We start from the raw sequence: 16,820 nt of genomic DNA, 5'->3' as shown, positions 1-16,820 counted from the left end.
AATGTTGAACCGCCGAAACCTGATTCAGTCTCTGGCCGCGCTGGCCGCCCCCGGCGTGGCTGCGCGGGCCTGGGCGCAGGGATCGGAGAGCCCCCTTCCCAAGATCGGCAGCGACCTGGCGCTGCCGACCTTGAGCCTGCTGGATGGGCGTGCCTGGGACCCCGCTGCGCGGGGCGGCAAAACGCTTGTGGTGTACTGGTGGGCGAGCTGGTGTCCTTTTTGTGCGGTGCAGTCGCCGCATATCGAGGCCTTGTGGCGGACCCATCAGGCCCGAGGGCTGGAGATGCTGGCCCTGTCGATTGACAGCAAGCCCGAGGCCGCTGCTGCCTATATGAAGAACAAAGGCTACAGCTTTCCTGCGGGCATGCTGACGCCCGCAGTCGCCAAGATACTGTCCAAACCGGCCGGCCTGCCGGTGGTGGTGGTGCTCAAGGTCGCGCGCAATGGACGCAGCGGCCAAGTCGTATTTGCAGAAGCCGGGGAAATGTTCCCCGAAGATGTTGAAGGTTTGAAGAAGTACATATGAAAACCCTTGTGATTGCAGAAAAGCCCTCGGTGGCGCAGGACATCGTCCGCGCCATCACGCCGACGGCGGGCAAGTTTGAAAAACACGACGAGTATTTCGAGAGCGACGACTGGCTCATCACGTCTGCTGTGGGCCATCTGGTCGAGATCCAGGCGCCAGAAGAGTTTGACGTGAAGCGCGGCAAGTGGAGCTTTGCCAACCTGCCGGTGATCCCGCCTTACTTCGACCTCAAGCCGATGGACAAGACCAAGACGCGGCTCAACGCCATCGTCAAGCTGACCAAACGCAAGGACGTGGGCGCGCTGGTCAACGCCTGTGACGCGGGCCGCGAAGGCGAGCTGATCTTCCGGCTGATCCAGCAGTACGCCAAAAGCAAACACCCGGTCAAACGCCTGTGGCTGCAGTCGATGACGCCAGCGGCGATCCGCGACGGCTTCGACAGCCTGCGCAGCGACCAGCAGATGCAGGGCCTGGCCGACGCGGCGCGTTCGCGCTCCGAAGCCGACTGGATGGTCGGTATCAACGGCACGCGCGCCATGACGGCCTTCAACTCGCGCGACGGCGGCTTCTTTCTCACCACTGTCGGCCGGGTGCAGACGCCGACCTTGTCGGTGGTGGTCGAGCGCGAGGAAAAAATCCGCAAGTTCGTCAGCCGCGACTTCTGGGAAATCCACGCGAGTTTCCTGGCCGAAGCCGGCGAGTACCCGGCCAAGTGGTTTGACCCGAAGTGGAAGAAGGCGGCAGCCAATGCCGACAACGCAGAGCCGGATGCCGAGCTGCGGGCCGATCGCGTCTGGTCCGAGCGCGAGGCGCTGGCGATTGCCGAAGCCGTGCGCGGCAAGGCCGCCACTGTCACCGAAGAAAGCAAGCCGTCCACCACCGCGTCCGGCCTGCTGTTTGACTTGACTTCCCTGCAGCGCGAGGCCAACGGCAAGTTTGGCTTCTCGGCCAAGACCACTCTGTCGATTGCGCAAAGCCTGTACGAACGCCACAAGGCCCTGACCTACCCGCGTACCGATTCGCGCGCGCTGCCCGAAGATTATTTGCCGGTGGTGAAGCAGACTTTTGAAATGCTGGCCGCGAGCAGCATGAAACACCTGGCGCCGCATGCAGCAACGGCGCTCAAGGGCAACTACATCAAACCCAGCAAACGCATTTTTGACAACGCCAAGGTCAGCGACCACTTTGCGATCATCCCGACCCTGCAGGCGCCCAGTGGCCTGAGCGAGGCCGAGCAAAAACTCTACGACCTGGTGGTACGCCGTTTCATGGCGGTGTTTTTCCCGAGTGCCGAGTACCTGGTGACCACACGTATCTCGCAGGCCGTGGGCCACAGTTTCAAGACCGAGGGCAAGGTGCTGGTCAAACCGGGCTGGCTGGCCATTTACGGCAAGGAAGCCGAAGACGAAAACACCGACGAGAAAGACAGCAAGACCCTGGTGGCCGTGAAGCCTGGCGAGATGGTGCGCGCCGAAGTTTGCGAGGCCAAAGGCCTGAAGACCCGCCCGCCAGCGCGTTATTCGGAAGCGACCTTGCTGGGCGCCATGGAAGGCGCGGGCAAAACCATTGACGACGACGAGCTGCGTGAAGCCATGCAGGAAAAAGGCCTGGGCACGCCGGCCACGCGTGCCGCCACCATCGAGGGCCTGATCAACGAGAAATACATGCTGCGCGAAGGCCGCGAGCTGATTCCGACCGCCAAGGCCTTCCAGCTCATGACCCTGCTGCGTGGCCTGGGCGTGGAGGAACTCTCGCGCGCCGACCTGACGGGTGACTGGGAGTACAAACTCGCGCAGATGGAAAAAGGCAACTTGAGCCGCGACACCTTCATGGCCGAGATTGCCGACATGACCAAAAACCTGGTCGACAAGGCCAAGGGTTACGACAAGGACACGATTCCCGGCGACTACGCAACGCTGAGCGCGCCCTGCCCCAACTGCGGCGGTGTGATCAAGGAAAACTACCGGCGCTATACCTGCACCGGAAAAAACGGCGAGGGCTGCGGTTTTTCCTTCGGCAAAACGCCGGCCGGTCGCACCTTCGAAGTGGCTGAGGTTGAGCAGTTCCTGCGCGACAGGAAGATCGGCCCGCTCGACGGCTTCCGCTCCAAGGCCGGCTGGCCCTTCACTGCCGAGATGGTCATCAAGTTCGACGAGGAGACGAAAAACTACAAACTCGAATTTGACTTCGGCGACGACAAGGCCGGAGAGACCGGCGAGATCATCGACTTCAGCGGCCAGCAGTCGCTGGGTGCCTGCCCCAAGTGCGCCGCCGGTGTGTTCGAACACGGCAAGAATTATGTCTGCGAAAAGTCGGTGCCGACCAACGCCCAACCGACACCGAGCTGCGACTTCAAGACCGGCCAGGTGATCCTGCAGCAGCCGGTGGAACGCGAGCAGATGGTCAAGCTCCTGACCGAGGGAAAAACCGACCTGCTCGACAAGTTTGTCTCCATGCGTACGCGCCGTCCTTTCAAGGCCATGCTGGCCTGGGATGCCGAGGCCGGCAAGGTCAACTTCGAATTCGCGCCGTCGAAATTTCCGCCGCGCAAAACCGCCGGCCCGCCACGCACCGGCACGGTGAAAACCCCTTTCGGCAAAACCGTGGCGGCCAAGGGCGCTGTCCCGGCCGCCAAAAAAGTCGCCGCCAAAAAGACGCCTGCGGCCAAAACCGCCAAACCGAAAACGCCACGTGTTGCCAAACCGGGCAGTGGTCTCAAGCCCAGCGAAGCGTTGGCTGCGGTGATTGGTTCAGAACCCGTGGCGCGCACCCAGGTCATCAAGAAACTCTGGGACTACATCAAGGCCGAGGGCCTGCAGGACGCGGCCAACAAACGCGCCATCAACGCCGATGCCAAGCTGCTGGCCGTGTTTGGCAAGCCGCAGGTGACGATGTTTGAACTGGCGGGAATTGTCGGCAAACACCTGAGCTGACGCAGGCACTGGCCGTATTGCGGCCGGTCCATCCCATCAGGCGTCAAGGGTGATACCTTGTCCTGCCCATTTTCGGCCACGGCTCTTGAGCGGGCGGCGCCTGGACGCCTGGTTGGGTGCCTTGCCGGGGTGGTGAAAGTTGCTCTGGCTCAAGGCCGTACTTTCATCGACACAGCATCCGAATCTTCAATCGGCAGGACGCCAGAACGTCAACCAGAAACCGGGGGTGTTCCCCGGGACTGGTGTGGCAAAACATTTCCGACTACCATTTGTCTCAAATTCCCGAGCAACGATGACCATCTCGCACTCCGACCGACCGCACCCTCCCGGACGGCCTGAGGCCGCGTCCAGTTCGCCGGCGGCAGCCTCGTCGCCTGATCTGTCCGGTGAAAGCGCGCTGTCGCTGAACCGCTTGCTTGATAACCTGCCCGGCATGGTTTACCGCTGTCTCAATGACGTGGACTGGACCATGGACTTTGTCAGTTCGGGCGCGCTGGCATTGACCGGTTATTCGCCGGAGATGTTGACCGGTGCGCAGGGTGTGCGTTATGGCGACCTGATTCATCCCGATGACCGGCAGGCAGTGCATGCCGAGGTACAGGATGCTGTTCAGCGAGGTGTTGCTTTCCACCTGACCTACCGCATCGTGGCCGCTGATGGGACTGTCAAGTGGGTCTGGGAGCAAGGTAATTCGGTGTACTCGGCCCATGGCGAGCTGTTCTGGCTGGAAGGGTTCGTCACCGACATCACGGAACGCAAGCTCGCCGAGCAGGCGTTGACAGACAGCGAACAACTTCTGCGCGTCGTGGCATCGAAACTGGAGAGGCAGACCGAAACCCTCACAACCATTTCGGAGTCGCTGGCTGCCTACGTGGACAACGCCGACTGGAAAGGCGGCTTCAGCCGTTTGCTGCGCGGTGCTCTGGACCACACCCAAAGTGAATATGGTTTTGTTGGCGTGGTGGTCGAGGGGAAGAAACTGCGCGTATTGGCGCTGGAAGGCATTGTCTGGGACAAGGTGGTCAACCGGGCCTTCTACGAGAGCGCCATGGCCAGTTATGCGCAAGACGGCTACCTCGTCTTCGAGAGTTTCGACAACCTGTTTGGCCGGGCCATCACCACGGGGCAGGTGGTGATCGCCAACCAGCCCGATGGCCATCCGCAGTCCGCAGGGCGGCCCCAGGGGCATCCCCCGATGCACAATTTTCTGGGTGTGCCTATTCGTGCCGGCCAGGAAGTTTGCGGCGTGGTTGGCCTCGCCAACCGGGAGGGTGGTTATACCGACGAAGAGCAGCGGTGCATCGAAGCGCTGGTGAAATACGCTGGCGGCATCTGCATCACCTATCTGCAGGCCGAGCGGAACCGGGTTCTGGCGGTCGAGCGGGAGAAGACCCATCAGGCCCTGCAGGCCAGTGATGCCCGTTTTCAGGAGCTTGTCACCAACATCGACGAGGTGTTTTACAGTTTCGATGCAAAAACCACCCGCGTTCATTACGTGAGCCCGGCTTATGAAGCGGTGTGGGGACGCAGTTGCCAAAGCCTGTATGACGATACACAGACCATTCGCGACTCGGTCCATCCTGACGACCGGGAAAAAATGCACGACGCTTTTCTCCTGCAGCGAATGGGACAAGCGACCCAAGTCGAGTTTCGCATCCTTCGGCCCGACGGCCAGGAGCGCTGGATCTCTGACCGGGCCTACCCGGTGCTCGATGTCGATGGGATCGTCATTCGGGTGGTCGGTGTGGGTCAGGACATTACCGCGCGCAAGGGCGCCGAGCAAGCCCTGGTCGAAACAGAAAAGCGTTATTCAACCCTCTTTGAGTCTGGCCCTTCGCCGATGTGGGTGTTTGCTGAAGAAACACGCCGCTTCCTGGCCGTCAATCGTGCTGCGATGGACGAATATGGCTACAGCGAACCGGAGTTTCTGGGCATGACCCTGTACGATCTTCGGCCGGAGGAAGACCGCAAGCTGCTGGACAAATGGCTCGCCGAGTTACCCGCTGATAGCAGACAAGATCCCCGTCGGACAGTGCGGCACCAGCGCAAGGACGGCAGCGTATTCTGGGCGCGACCGATTTCGCGCCACATCGTTTATGCCGGTCAGCAGGCGCGTTTTGTCGTTGCCTATGACGTCTCGGACCAGGTCAAGGCAGAAGAGAGCCTGCAAAGCCATCTTTTTGCCTTGCAGCGCTCTGCCGATGCGGTTCAGGCCATTACTGCGCACCTGACGCTGGAGGCGACCATGCAGGAAGTGGCGGATCAGGCACGTGGCGTGATTGGAACCCATCAGGCCGTGGTCAGTCTGACCCGCGCCCACGATTGGAGTCAGGTGATCTCTTCGGTCTCACTGTCTGACAAATACGCTGCGTACCGCGACTACATGCGGCCACCGGATGGCTCTGGAATTTATGCACTGGTTTGTGAGACCAACCGGCCGATACGACTGACGCAGGAGCAGCTGGAGGCGCATCCGCGCTGGCACAGCTTTGGCGCACATGCCCACGAACACCCGGTCATGCGTGGCTGGCTGGCGGTGCCGCTGACCGGGCGCGATGGGCAGAACATCGGCCTCTTGCAGCTTTCAGACAAACATGAAGGTGAGTTCAGTGTCCAGGACGAATATGTGGCTGTCGAACTGGCCCAGCTGGCTTCGATTGCCATGGAAAATGCGCGCTTGTTCGAGCAGGTCAGGCAGCTCAACGACAGCCTTGAGCGCAAGGTGACCGAGCGCACTGCCGCGCTGTCGCGGCAGGAAGCGCTTTTCCGTGCGCTCGCCGAGCAGGCACCGGAGGTGGTGTGGAACACCGACGTTCGTGGTGCGCTGACCTACATCAATCGCCGGTGGTACGAACTCATGGGCGGGACGGCGGAGGATTGGCTCGGAACGCGATGGTTCGAGGTGGTGCACCCTGATGACCAGGCAGAAGTCACGGCCAACTGGGTACGATGTTCGAAAAGTGGAGAACTCTACACGGGCATACGGCGACTGCTGGCGCGGGATGGCACTTACCACACCATGTCTTACCGCGCCTCACCGGTGCGGGGCGACGCGGGCGAGATCCTGTTCTGGGTCGGCATTGATGCGGACATCACCGAACTCAAGGCGATTGAAACCGCCCTGCGGGTGTCCAATCGGGAGCTTGAAACTTTCTCCTACTCGGTCTCTCATGATCTGCGCTCCCCCCTGAACACGGTCAACGGTTTCAGCAGCCTGCTGGCGCGCCAGCTCGCCAGCACGGGGGACCCGAAGGTCAAGCACTATATTGCGCGCATCCAGGCGGGGGTCGATCAGATGGGTCAACTGATCGAGGGCTTGCTGGCCTTGGCGCAGCTTTCACGGGTGGCACTGCGGCGCGATGAGGTCAATCTGAGTGAGATCGCCCACACCATCCTCGACAGGTTCCAGTCCCGCGAGCCGGGACGCGCAGTGACCGTCCACATTGACAAAGGCCTGTTCACCCTCGGCGACGCTCGTTTGTTGCACGCGGCCATGGACAACCTGCTGGGCAACGCCTGGAAGTTTTCCTCCAAGCAGCCGCAGACCCACATTTCGGTGGGGTTCAGTGAAGACGCAGGCGCGTTTTATGTCAAGGACAACGGCTCCGGTTTTGACATGGCTTATGCCGACAAGTTGTTTGGCACCTTTCAGCGGCTGCATGCCGTGTCCGAGTTCCCCGGCACCGGTGTGGGGCTGGCAACGGTCAGCCGCATCATCACGCGCCATGGCGGGCGCATCTGGGCCGACTCCTCCCCTGGTGAGGGCGCCACCTTCTTTTTCACCTTGCCCGGACTCCATCCCTACGCAGGTTCCAGCTTCAGTGAACTCGGTTGATGGCGGGCGCGCTGGCGCTATTTGTACAACAATACCGGCAGCGCCTCTTTACTGACTGAGCCCTTCATGCACATCCTTTTTGTCGCCGACCCCCTCGCTTCCTTCAAGATCTACAAGGACACCACCTTTGTGATGATGCGCGAGGCGCAGCGGCGCGGCCACACACTGGCGACCTGCGAGCCCAAAGACATGCGCTGGCAGACCGGTGAAAAGGTCACGGCGACGGTTCAGCGCATCACGCTGACCGGTGACGCCACCGACTGGTACAGCGCCGAGCCGGCGAAGGGTGAGCAACTGTGCGACTTCGACGCCATCGTCATGCGCAAGGACCCGCCCTTTGACAGCGAGTTTTTCTACAGCACGCACCTGCTGGAGCAGGCCGAGCGCGAAGGTGCGCGTGTTTTCAACAAGCCGCGCGCGTTGCGCGACCACCCGGAAAAACTCGCGATTCTCGAGTTCGCCCAGTTCAGCGGCCCGACCCTTGTGACGCGCAGTGCGGACGACATCAAGCGCTTTCACGCCGAACACAAGGACATCATCCTGAAGCCGCTGGACGGTATGGGCGGCATGGGCATCTTCCGCGTCAAGGAAGACGGGCTGAACCTGGGCAGCATCACCGAGACGCTGAACAAGGACGGCGCGCAAAGCGTGATGGTGCAGAAGTTTCTGCCCGAGATTGTCAAAGGCGACAAACGTGTGCTGGTGATCGGCGGCAAGCCTGTGCCTTTCAGCCTGGCGCGTATTCCCCAGGGCAGCGAGGTGCGCGGCAACCTGGCGGCCGGTGGCCTCGGTGTGGCGCAGCCGCTGTCGGCGCGCGACCGCGAAATCGGTGAGGCGTTGGGGCCGGTGCTGGCGGCGCGCGGGCTGCTGCTGGCCGGTGTGGACGTGATCGGCGACTACGTGACCGAGATCAACGTCACCAGCCCGACCTGCTTCCAGGAAATTTTTGACCAGACCGGGTTTGATGTGGCGGCGATGTTTGTCGACGCGCTTGAGGCAGCGCTCAAATAAGAGCCAAATTGGCCGTCAGCCCATAGCTGGCGAGCGCAAGCAGCTCCTGAATAAATAGCAAAAGAGGCGCTCAGGCGCGCAACACGCCGCCCTCGAACACGCGCAGTTCTCCGGGTGCAAAGGCTTGCCAGGCTTCGTTGGTGGTCAGCGGAGCGGTCACCACCACAGCCACGCGGTCACCGGGCGCGGCCTGCTCGGCAAAGTTGACGCTGAGGTCTTCATCGCTGAGGGTGGCGTGCGCAAACGGGTGTCTGCGTTCCACGTGGTACAGGCTGGTCGAGGCATGCGCCCACAGAGCCAGGCCGTTGCTGAGCAAAAAGTTGAAGGTGCCGTGCGGCGCAATCTGAGCGGCCAGTTCGCGCAGCGTCAGCGTCAGCTCATCCACGCTGGGCACGCTGGCATGGGACTTGGCCAGCTCCTGCATGATCCAGCAGAAAGCGCGCTCGCTGTCGGTGGTGCCGACCGGGCGAAAGCTGCCGTGCAGGCGCGGGTTGAAGTCTTTCAGGTCGCCGTTGTGCGCAAACACCCAGTAGCGGCCCCACAACTCGCGCACAAACGGGTGGCAGTTCTCGAGCGCGACCCGGCCCTGGGTGGCCTTGCGAATGTGGGCGATCACGTTGCGGCTCTTGATCGGGTAGCGGCGAATCAGCTCGGCCACCGGCGATGCGCTGGCCGACTGGTGGTCAACAAAGTGGCGCAGGCCGCGGTCGCTTTCGCTGCAGTCACCGCCTTCAAAAAACGCGATGCCCCAGCCGTCGCTGTGGTGGTCGGTGATGCCGCCACGCTGCGCAAAACCGGTGAAGCTGAAGGTCACATCGGTCGGCGTGTTGCAGTTCATTCCCAGCAGTTGGCACATGACTTCAGTTTCCTGGTGAAGGAGCGGGGTCGCCGGCGGGGCGTAACCTCCAGGCTGCGAACATGGCCAGCACACACAAGGCTGCCAGCATCAAAAAGGCTTCATTAAAAGCCGCCAGCCGCGCCGGGCTGCTGGCGGTTTGCGTCAGCGAATCGCCGTGCGCCGCCAGCCGCCATTCCAGCACGATGCCGCACAGGCTGACGCCGATGGCGCCGCCCAGCATGCGCACAAAATTGATCGCGCTCGATCCTTGCGAAATCAGGTCCGAACTTAAGGCGCGCAGCGAACCGAGGTTCAGCGACGGCAGGATGAAGCCCAGGCCGATGCGCCCCAGGATGGCCCAAAGCACCAGCAGCCAGATCGCGGTGGTCAGCGTCACCGTCAACATCAATGCAAACGACAGCGCCAGCAGCGCCAGCCCGATGCTGACCAGCAGCCAGGTCGGCCGGCGGTCGGCGAGCCGGCCCACCAGCGCAATCGTGACGGCCAGCACAAAACCGGCCGGCAACAAGATGCTGCCGACATAAGACGCCGACAGGCCCAGACCCAGCTGCATGTAGACCGGCAACAAATAGGTCGAGCCGAACAGCGCCGTGCCGTAGATGAAGGCAACGATGCTGCCCATCGCAAACGGGCGGTAGCTGAACAGCGCCAGGTTCATCAGCGGCTCGCGGCCGGTGGCGGCCATGCGCCGCTGCCAGGCCAGAAACACCCCCAATGCCGCCACGGCGACCCCAAGAAGCAGGACGGCTTCGAGCACCGAGCCGCCATGCAGCGCCACCATGCCGTTGAGCAGGCACAGCGTGCCGGTGCCGCCCAGCAGCAGGCCACGCCAGTCGAGCGAGGCGCCTTTGCGGTTGGCCGCCGCGCCGCCGGGCGCGGTGACGGGCACATAGCGGTAGGCCAGCCACAGCGAGGCCAGGCAAAACGGCACGACCATGAAAAAGATCGAGCGCCAACCGAACAAATCGACCAGCACGCCGCCTATGCTGGGGCCAATGGCCGGGGCCAGCACCACGCCCATGCCGAAGATGCCGCTGGCGCGACCTTGCTCGTTGGGCTGAAAGGCGCGCATGATGATGATGGCGGGAATCGGCTGCACCACGCCGGCCGCCAGGCCTTCCGCGACGCGCGCACCCAGCACCAGCGCGAAGCTGTTGGCGAAGCCGCCGACGATGCCGCCCGCCAGAAGCAGCAGCATGGTGCCCACATAGGTGCGGCGGTAGCCGTACCGCGCCAGCAACCAGGGCGTGGTCAACATCGACACCGTCATGGCCACCATGAAGCCGGAGGTAACCCACTGGGCGCGCTCCTGACCCAGCGTGAAGTGCTGGCTCATGTCGGGAATCGCCACGTTGACAATGGTCGAGGACATGATGGACGCCATGGTGCCGACCATCACCGACAGCAACAGCAACCAGCGGTAACGCGGGCCGTAACGCGCCTGCAATTCAGGAAGGGTGGCGGGGCGGCTCAAGGGATCGCTTGGTGATCGGCAAGAGGCCTCAGTCGCGTGGTTCGGACCAGAGTTTGCCGCCGGTGGCCCAGTTCTCGCGTTTGATGTCGGTGATGATCACATCGACCGATTCAGGCTTGACGGCCAGCACCTCGACGCTGACGCGGGTCAGTTCGGCGACCAGCTTTTTCTTCTGTTCGGGCGTGCGGCCTTCCATCATTTCGACGTGGTAGGTGGGCATGGGACTCCTTGGGTTGGTTTAATCTGGCCCCACATGATAGAAGCCCGGCAGTCAGCACACCTTTTCTGTCAGCAAAGTCTGACATCCGGACACGGCAAGTCGGCGCAAGACGTGTTTGCAAACGTGGCAAACTTTAAGACCGTTCCCCTGCGATTCGAGAGCCTTTTTTGTCCAACACCCCCGATTTGCCGGCCGCCCCGGCCGCCTCCGATTTGCCGAGCTTGGCGGGCCGCGCTTACCGGTGCCAGTGTGGCTGCCCGGTGTTCTTCCGCAACAGCACCTGCCTGGCTTGCGGCACCCCGCTGGGCTACGACACGGTCCAGGCGCGCCTGGTGCCCTTGATGCCCGGTCAGGACCCCGACACCTGGGTAGCGTGGCAGGCCGAGGGAGCCGACCAGAGCGTCAGCGACACACCAACCGCCGCCTACCTGCGCTGCACCAATCTGCAGAGCCCGGCGGCCTGCAACTGGCTGGTGCCGGTCGGAGAGGGCCAGCCGCAGATGCTGCTGTGCCGCGCTTGCCGGCTCAACCGCACCATTCCTGACCTCAACGACCCCGAACACCCCGACAACGGCGAGCTCTGGGGCCGGGTCGAACTGGCCAAGCGGCGGCTGGTCTCGGCGCTGCTGGCGCTCGGCCTGCCGCTGTCCTCGCGCGTCAGCGAAGACCCCGAAGGGGGCCTGATGTTCGACTTTTTGCGCTCCCCGGACTACGGCCCGCACATCATGACCGGGCACGACACCGGCCTGATCACACTGAACCTCAACGAAGCCGACGACGCCATCCGTGAGGCGGTGCGCAAGGCCATGCATGAGCCTTACCGCACGCTGCTGGGGCATTTCCGGCATGAAGTCGGCCACTACTACTGGGACCGGCTGATTGCCGGCACCGACTGGCTAGAAGGCTTTCGGGAACTGTTCGGCGATGAAACCCAGGACTACGCGGCCAGCCTGCAGACCAACTATGCCCAGGGGCCGCGTTCCGACTGGGCGCTGCATTACGTCAGCGCTTATGCCAGCGTGCATCCGTGGGAAGACTGGGCTGAATGCTGGGCGCATTACCTGCATATCCGCGACACGGTGGACACCGCGCAGAGTTTTGGCCTGGCCACTGACACCGCGCAGCTGGAGTTCACACCTTTCACCCTGGATGCCCTGTACCAGCCCGACCACCCGGATGCGGCGCGCTTCCTGGCTTTCCTTAACCGCTGGACCCAGCTGACCATGCTGCTCAACGAGATGTCGCGCGCCATGGGCCAGCCCGACTTTTATCCCTTTGTGCTGCCGCACGAGGTGGTGGCCAAGCTGCATTTCATTCACCTGGTGGTGAGCGCAGTCAATGACCCGGCCGTGCCCCCTGGCGAAGGCGAGCAGGACCAGTCGCCCGAGATTGGCAACACGGACAACAACAGCCAGGCGCAAGAAGAAATCCAGCTTCAGTCCCAGGGCTTTGACCCGCAGCAGCAGATGCAGGGCCAGAACAACTTCTGACCCGGCTCAGTCGCAACGCAGGTCCGACGCACGCGGTATGCGGGTTCAGGTTTTTCATCTCCCAGGCAATCCGCACCAGTTCGCGCTTGAGCCGCATGCGTGCCTCGGTATCCAGTCCGGACAGGCTTTTCGGCAGGCTCATGCGGCGTGGAGAAATCGCCGGCCCCCTTGACGCAAACACGATGCTGTTGCTTTTCTCCGCTGCCATGACCTCGACCGCGTTACCGCTGAAGCTGCTGATACGGTCCACCAGCAAGGCGCAGTTCGCCTGGTTGCTGTCACCAGGCTTGCGCCAGCTTGCGCAAGTCAAGTACGACAGCCGGCAAAGCCATGGCGATCAGCAGCAAAGCAATCGGCAGGGTGGCGCTGAAGCCCATGGCCTTGAAGGCCAGCGCGCCAGCGATACCGCCGGAGAGAAACAGACCGAGCAGGCTGGCATGGATGAACAGCTTGTCGGTGTCAGCGCGGACGATCTGAATGTCGTTGGCTTTTTTGGAGTGGTTCCAGTAAATCAGCCGGCCCAGCTCGATGCCCAGGTCGGTGATCACGCCGGTCATGTGGGTGGTGCGGATCTCGGCATTCGAGATCTTGGTGACGATGGCGTTTTGCAGGCCCATGATGAAACACAGCAGCAGCACGGCGGTGGGCACCAGCAGGCTGGCGAAGGAGGTCAGGTTCGCGCCGACCAGGCCGAACACCAGCAGCAGCGCGGCCTCCAGCAACAAGGCCAGCGCGTATTTGCTGCGCAGCGCGTGGCGCCGCGCCCAGCTGATCAGCAAGGTGGTGGTGATCGCGCCAGCGACAAACGCGGCCAGCGAAACCAGACCCGCGAGCGCCAGGCCGATGCTGCCCAGCACCAGGTCATCGGCGACGGAGGAGACGATGCCGGTCATGTGCGAGGTGTAGCGGTGTACGGCCAGAAAGCCGCCGGCATTGATGGCGCCGGCGACAAAGGCCAGGATGCCGCCGAACTGCCGGTTGCTGCGACGTGTGCGCTCCCTTGCGGTGAGCTGGAGCAGAAAGGTCAAGAGCATGGCGGAGTTTCATTATCCGCCTGAGCAAGGTGCAGACCGGGTCTTGCTTGTTTCAATGCTGGCCAATGGTTGCATACTGAAAAAAACAGGAGAAAAATCGGCCTCCAGCCCATGGCGGACGCGCGCGACCAGCTACAAAGGCATAGCGTTTTGCTTGCCGCGGAGACGCCATACGGGCGTACTGCCAGGGAGCTGACAAACATGAACAAAAACGCTGGGGTGTTGACCCAGCTCAACTGGGCGCACCGCCCGCAGCGGTTTGTGCCGGCACGCGGCTATGGCTCGCGCAGGGCTGCCGAAGCGTGCGCTCGTAGACCGCGAGATCACTCCGGTAACACACACAGGCGATTTGCTCCAGCGCCGCGGTATCCATCAGCATGATGTAGCCCCGCGTATAGCTGATGAGCCCGTGCCTTTGCAGCGAGCGCGCCGATTGTGAAATGCTCTCACGTCGGACGCCGAGCATGCGGGCGAGAACTTCATGCGTCAGGAACAGCTCACTGGAATGTGCCCGGTCTCTCGTCATCAGTAGCCACCGCGCCAGGCGTTGGTCGACCGTATGGAAATTTTTGCAGGTCACCTGCTGCGCGAGGTGACTCATGCGCACATCAATGTAGCGGTTAAGAACCATCCGCAAGCAGGCGTCGTCAGCGAGCAATTTTCCAAGTGACCGATGGTGGATTTTGAAAGATCTACCGGCCCCCTGAACCACACTTGTAAACGCGCAGTCCCGCACGCCCAATACCAGCGAGGTGTTGATCATGCCCTCATTGCCGATGAGGCCAATTTCCGGACCATCAGCACCGTTTCCTGTGGAAACCGTCGCCACCACACTGTCCACAGGAAAGTACGCATGGTCATGATTTTCGCCAGCCACGGTCAATACGGTTTGACCCTTCAGTTCGATCATTTCACTGTGTTCGAGAAAAAGTGCACGCTCATCCGCCGGCAGCAGGGCGACCAGTCGGTTGGCTAAAGACAGATCCTGTTGCAGTGGCAAGTGAACCTAATGATGCAGGCGGAGTTGGGGGGAGTCACCCGGTGCTCTCGGGACGGTCAGACAGGCGGAGGAGCGGCTCGCGACGCGCGCCTCAGGCGTACGCGCCTTGGCCTTTATTTCGCAGAGATGGTGCGCGAAGGCTGCCGTGGCGCACCGGGCTTCAAATCAAAATTCCGGCCATCCGCACTTTGGCAGCGTCCGCTGACCCGGGGAAAACCTGCGTCCAGTTGGCACTGCAGCACCTTTGCGCTGGTGGCAAACAGAAAAGCGCGGCCCCAGTTGCCTGTCTGGGCGTCGCCGGGCGCTGGACTGCCGTTGCGTGGGTTGGCTGCGTAGTTGCCACGGTAAACCAGACCATCGATGTTGACTGAAATGGCCTGGTTCTTGACGGCATATTCGCCCTGATAGGTTCGACCCTCTGTGGTGAACACCGCGACGCCGGTTTGCGGGGCTGATATCGCCAAACTCGCAAGACCCCAGGGCGAGGCGAAAACCAGCGTGCTGAGAATGGGCAAAAGAAATTTGTTCATGGATTTTTACTTTTCGGCGGTGATGGGGTGAACGGAGTCGCCCAACTCTGAAGGCACCCATTGATGCTGCGGACTTTGGCGGGCGAAGCGCCTCGGTCAAGCGGCTGTCAGTCTGTCGGAAAGCGCCGACACCGCGATCTCCGACTTGCGTTCGCAAACAATAACGGTCGGCATCACTCGGACGAATCGGTAAGCAATCGTCACAGTTGGTAAAACCGTGTGCCGCTCGGATAACCAAAAATTACATAAAAGTCCGTCCAGGGCCCGTTTTCTCGTGGTTTTTCTGCGGCGTTGAAGCGTTTTCAACTTTTTCCGCGCAGCCCCAATCGAACCGATTCGCAAGTCTGCGGCTCAATTGGCGTGTAGGACTGATCCTACGATTCATCCACTGAATAAAAAAGACCGACTTCAATGTTGTAGGCCAATACCTACAGAACGACTCGACAGATTACCAAGCGCCTAGCGAAAAAAAAGACTCTTTTCATTTGGGAAAACCTGGAAATCGGCAAACGATAAGCGTAGGACGGCTCCTACATTTCAAGGCGGAGACTGTCGACGTGTTCCATACGCCTTGTAGTCCCAATCCTACGGTTATGTGTGGCAGCACACATAGGACTCGGGTTTGCCGATGAGCGTCACATTAGCGCCATGCCAACAGACAAGCACCCGACCCGCGCTGACGTACATCGCAACTGATGCGAGTGGTAAGGGGGGGGGCTTTTTGCTGGACCGTGGTTCTCACGTACTTTTATTTCACTGGACTGTTATGCAAAGACGCAATTTTTTTCTCGGAACTGCCGCGCTGAGCGCGACCATACTGGGCGGCATGAACCCCAGTCTTGCCCAAACCTCAGATGCCTGTGCGGCACCTGCGACACCTTCGCCAACGGGAGGCATCAACGCAGTCGCAGAAATCAAGGCGCTGCGAATCCCGACAGGCCCGTATGCCGGCGCGTACGAAATTGCGCCGAACGGACTCTCCAACTGGTACTTCACGAATCTCGGATTGATCTCCATCGTTCAATACCTGGATGCGCCAGACCTCGACAAGTACATCCGCACCTACCTGGACCTGTACATCAGCAAGCTTGAACCGGATGTGTCCATCAAGGATGTGCACTTTCCGTTTGGCCGCGCCAACACCAGCAGCTTCACATTGGCCATGGCCGACTCGGACGACTCTTACGCCGCGACGACATTGACCCTGGCCGTGCGCTATCTGCGGGCCAGCCAGAACTGGGCCTGGTGGGATAAGAACAAAACCAGACTCAAGGACATGGCTTACCGAAATATCGCCCTGGCGGTCAAACCGAATGGCTTGACAAGTGTTTTTCAGGCCCCCCGCAATCAGACCAACAACGCCGGCTATTTGATGGACAACTCCGAGGTCTATCGGGGCCTGCGGGACTTCGCAGCCATGCTCAGGGAGCGCGGGGACACGGCCGATGCGGCCTATTACGATTTATTCGCGAAGAACATCGCCACCGCCATGGCAACCCTTTTCAGCCCTGCAGCCAATGCTTTCCGCATGGCGGATCTGTCCACCCAGACCGAGACTTCGTTCTACCCGGGCACCACCTGCCAGGTGTTCCCGCAGGTGTTTGGTGTGACGGAGTGTGCCGGCTACTTTGACCGCGCATGGAACTTCCTGGCCGTCAATTCGCAAGGATGGGAATCGGGCAAGCTTGATCCCTATCCCTTTGCTGTTCTGGGCTTTGCCGCTGCCAAGCGCGGCCTGACGACTGTGGCCAAAGCGCAGCAGGCCTCGATTGAAAAAACTTTCACCACCAACCGTCCGATGATCACCATCAACGAGCTTGGCTTTTATCAGCGAACCAAAAGCGTTCTTTCAGGCCGGACCGACGTGTAGGGCCATCTGTGCCGTGCCACTGGGAGACTTCTGTCCTC

General features: G+C 61.5%; 12 protein-coding genes. 6 read left to right on the top strand and 6 right to left on the bottom strand.

Features of this window, described 5'->3' with window-relative positions; translation table 11 throughout:
* Position 1 precedes the first annotated feature (1 nt).
* The 4 genes from ACH2CW_RS12925 (at position 2) to gshB (ending at position 8,305) form a co-directional block, all read left to right on the top strand.
* Entirely contained in the window at positions 2 to 526 is a 525-nt protein-coding gene (locus tag ACH2CW_RS12925) for a TlpA family protein disulfide reductase (RefSeq protein WP_395058739.1), read from the top strand.
* The gene (locus ACH2CW_RS12920; RefSeq protein WP_395058737.1) at positions 523 to 3,459 is read left to right on the top strand and encodes a DNA topoisomerase III; all 2,937 of its coding nucleotides are present in this window, start codon (positions 523 to 525) and stop codon (positions 3,457 to 3,459) included. The genes ACH2CW_RS12925 and ACH2CW_RS12920 overlap by 4 nt, the downstream gene beginning before the upstream one ends.
* A 292-nt stretch (positions 3,460 to 3,751) precedes the next feature.
* Positions 3,752 to 7,294 (top strand): PAS domain S-box protein, encoded by a 3,543-nt coding sequence (locus tag ACH2CW_RS12915; RefSeq protein ID WP_395058735.1) that lies wholly within the window; start codon positions 3,752 to 3,754, stop codon positions 7,292 to 7,294.
* A 66-nt stretch (positions 7,295 to 7,360) separates the two neighbouring features.
* A complete protein-coding gene (gshB, locus tag ACH2CW_RS12910) occupies positions 7,361 to 8,305 on the top strand; it encodes a glutathione synthase (RefSeq protein WP_395058733.1) in 945 nt (314 codons plus the stop codon).
* Between the two features lie 70 nt (positions 8,306 to 8,375).
* On the opposite strand, the gene ACH2CW_RS12905 is transcribed toward gshB, so the two are convergent.
* From ACH2CW_RS12905 to ACH2CW_RS12895, 3 genes are read right to left on the bottom strand one after another with little or no spacing between them, the layout of a single operon-like run.
* Complete coding sequence (locus tag ACH2CW_RS12905; RefSeq protein WP_395058731.1) at positions 8,376 to 9,161, bottom strand: class II glutamine amidotransferase; 786 nt, start codon at positions 9,159 to 9,161, stop codon at positions 8,376 to 8,378.
* A 4-nt stretch (positions 9,162 to 9,165) separates the two neighbouring features.
* Positions 9,166 to 10,638, bottom strand: a complete 1,473-nt coding sequence (locus tag ACH2CW_RS12900) for an MFS transporter (RefSeq protein ID WP_395058729.1) — start codon at positions 10,636 to 10,638, stop codon at positions 9,166 to 9,168.
* Positions 10,639 to 10,666: 28 nt separating this feature from the next.
* Positions 10,667 to 10,858 carry a 4-oxalocrotonate tautomerase gene (locus ACH2CW_RS12895; protein WP_395058727.1) on the bottom strand — a complete coding sequence of 64 codons (192 nt, stop codon included), beginning with the start codon at positions 10,856 to 10,858 and terminating at the stop codon, positions 10,667 to 10,669.
* Between the two features lie 167 nt (positions 10,859 to 11,025).
* Between ACH2CW_RS12895 and ACH2CW_RS12890 the strand changes: the two genes are divergently transcribed.
* On the top strand, positions 11,026 to 12,348 hold the full coding sequence (locus tag ACH2CW_RS12890; protein ID WP_395058725.1) for a putative zinc-binding metallopeptidase: 1,323 nt from the start codon (positions 11,026 to 11,028) through the stop codon (positions 12,346 to 12,348).
* 278 nt (positions 12,349 to 12,626) lie between these two features.
* Here the strand turns inward: ACH2CW_RS12890 and ACH2CW_RS12885 are convergent, their stop codons facing one another.
* The 3 genes from ACH2CW_RS12885 to ACH2CW_RS12875 form a co-directional block, all read right to left on the bottom strand.
* Positions 12,627 to 13,382 (bottom strand): YoaK family protein, encoded by a 756-nt coding sequence (locus tag ACH2CW_RS12885; RefSeq protein WP_395058723.1) that lies wholly within the window; start codon positions 13,380 to 13,382, stop codon positions 12,627 to 12,629.
* 232 nt (positions 13,383 to 13,614) lie between these two features.
* On the bottom strand, positions 13,615 to 14,382 hold the full coding sequence (locus ACH2CW_RS12880) for a Crp/Fnr family transcriptional regulator (protein ID WP_395058721.1): 768 nt from the start codon (positions 14,380 to 14,382) through the stop codon (positions 13,615 to 13,617).
* Positions 14,383 to 14,495: 113 nt separating this feature from the next.
* The gene (locus tag ACH2CW_RS12875; protein WP_395058719.1) at positions 14,496 to 14,912 is read right to left on the bottom strand and encodes a hypothetical protein; all 417 of its coding nucleotides are present in this window, start codon (positions 14,910 to 14,912) and stop codon (positions 14,496 to 14,498) included.
* A gap of 628 nt (positions 14,913 to 15,540) precedes the next feature.
* On the opposite strand from ACH2CW_RS12875, the gene ACH2CW_RS12870 reads away from it, so the two are divergent.
* On the top strand, positions 15,541 to 16,782 hold the full coding sequence (locus ACH2CW_RS12870; protein ID WP_395058783.1) for a hypothetical protein: 1,242 nt from the start codon (positions 15,541 to 15,543) through the stop codon (positions 16,780 to 16,782).
* The last annotated feature ends 38 nt before the right edge of the window (positions 16,783 to 16,820 follow it).

It is taken from the genome of Polaromonas sp. (assembly GCF_043778355.1).
In the GTDB taxonomy this organism is placed as follows: domain Bacteria; phylum Pseudomonadota; class Gammaproteobacteria; order Burkholderiales; family Burkholderiaceae_C; genus Polaromonas.
Note: the sequence above shows the minus strand (reverse complement) of the source record. Positions and strands in the feature narration are given on the sequence as shown.

Bases quoted from the DNA above. Each gene is read 5' to 3' on its own strand.
- ACH2CW_RS12885 (WP_395058723.1), bottom strand. From the start codon at position 13,382: ATGCTCTTGACCTTTCTGCTCCAGCTCACCGCAAGGGAGCGCACACGT.
- ACH2CW_RS12870 (WP_395058783.1), top strand. From the start codon at position 15,541: ATGAGCGTCACATTAGCGCCATGCCAACAGACAAGCACCCGACCCGCG.
- ACH2CW_RS12875 (WP_395058719.1), bottom strand. From the start codon at position 14,912: ATGAACAAATTTCTTTTGCCCATTCTCAGCACGCTGGTTTTCGCCTCG.
- ACH2CW_RS12895 (WP_395058727.1), bottom strand. From the start codon at position 10,858: ATGCCCACCTACCACGTCGAAATGATGGAAGGCCGCACGCCCGAACAG.
- ACH2CW_RS12915 (WP_395058735.1), top strand. From the start codon at position 3,752: ATGACCATCTCGCACTCCGACCGACCGCACCCTCCCGGACGGCCTGAG.
- ACH2CW_RS12905 (WP_395058731.1), bottom strand. From the start codon at position 9,161: ATGTGCCAACTGCTGGGAATGAACTGCAACACGCCGACCGATGTGACC.
- ACH2CW_RS12925 (WP_395058739.1), top strand. From the start codon at position 2: ATGTTGAACCGCCGAAACCTGATTCAGTCTCTGGCCGCGCTGGCCGCC.
- ACH2CW_RS12920 (WP_395058737.1), top strand. From the start codon at position 523: ATGAAAACCCTTGTGATTGCAGAAAAGCCCTCGGTGGCGCAGGACATC.
- gshB (WP_395058733.1), top strand. From the start codon at position 7,361: ATGCACATCCTTTTTGTCGCCGACCCCCTCGCTTCCTTCAAGATCTAC.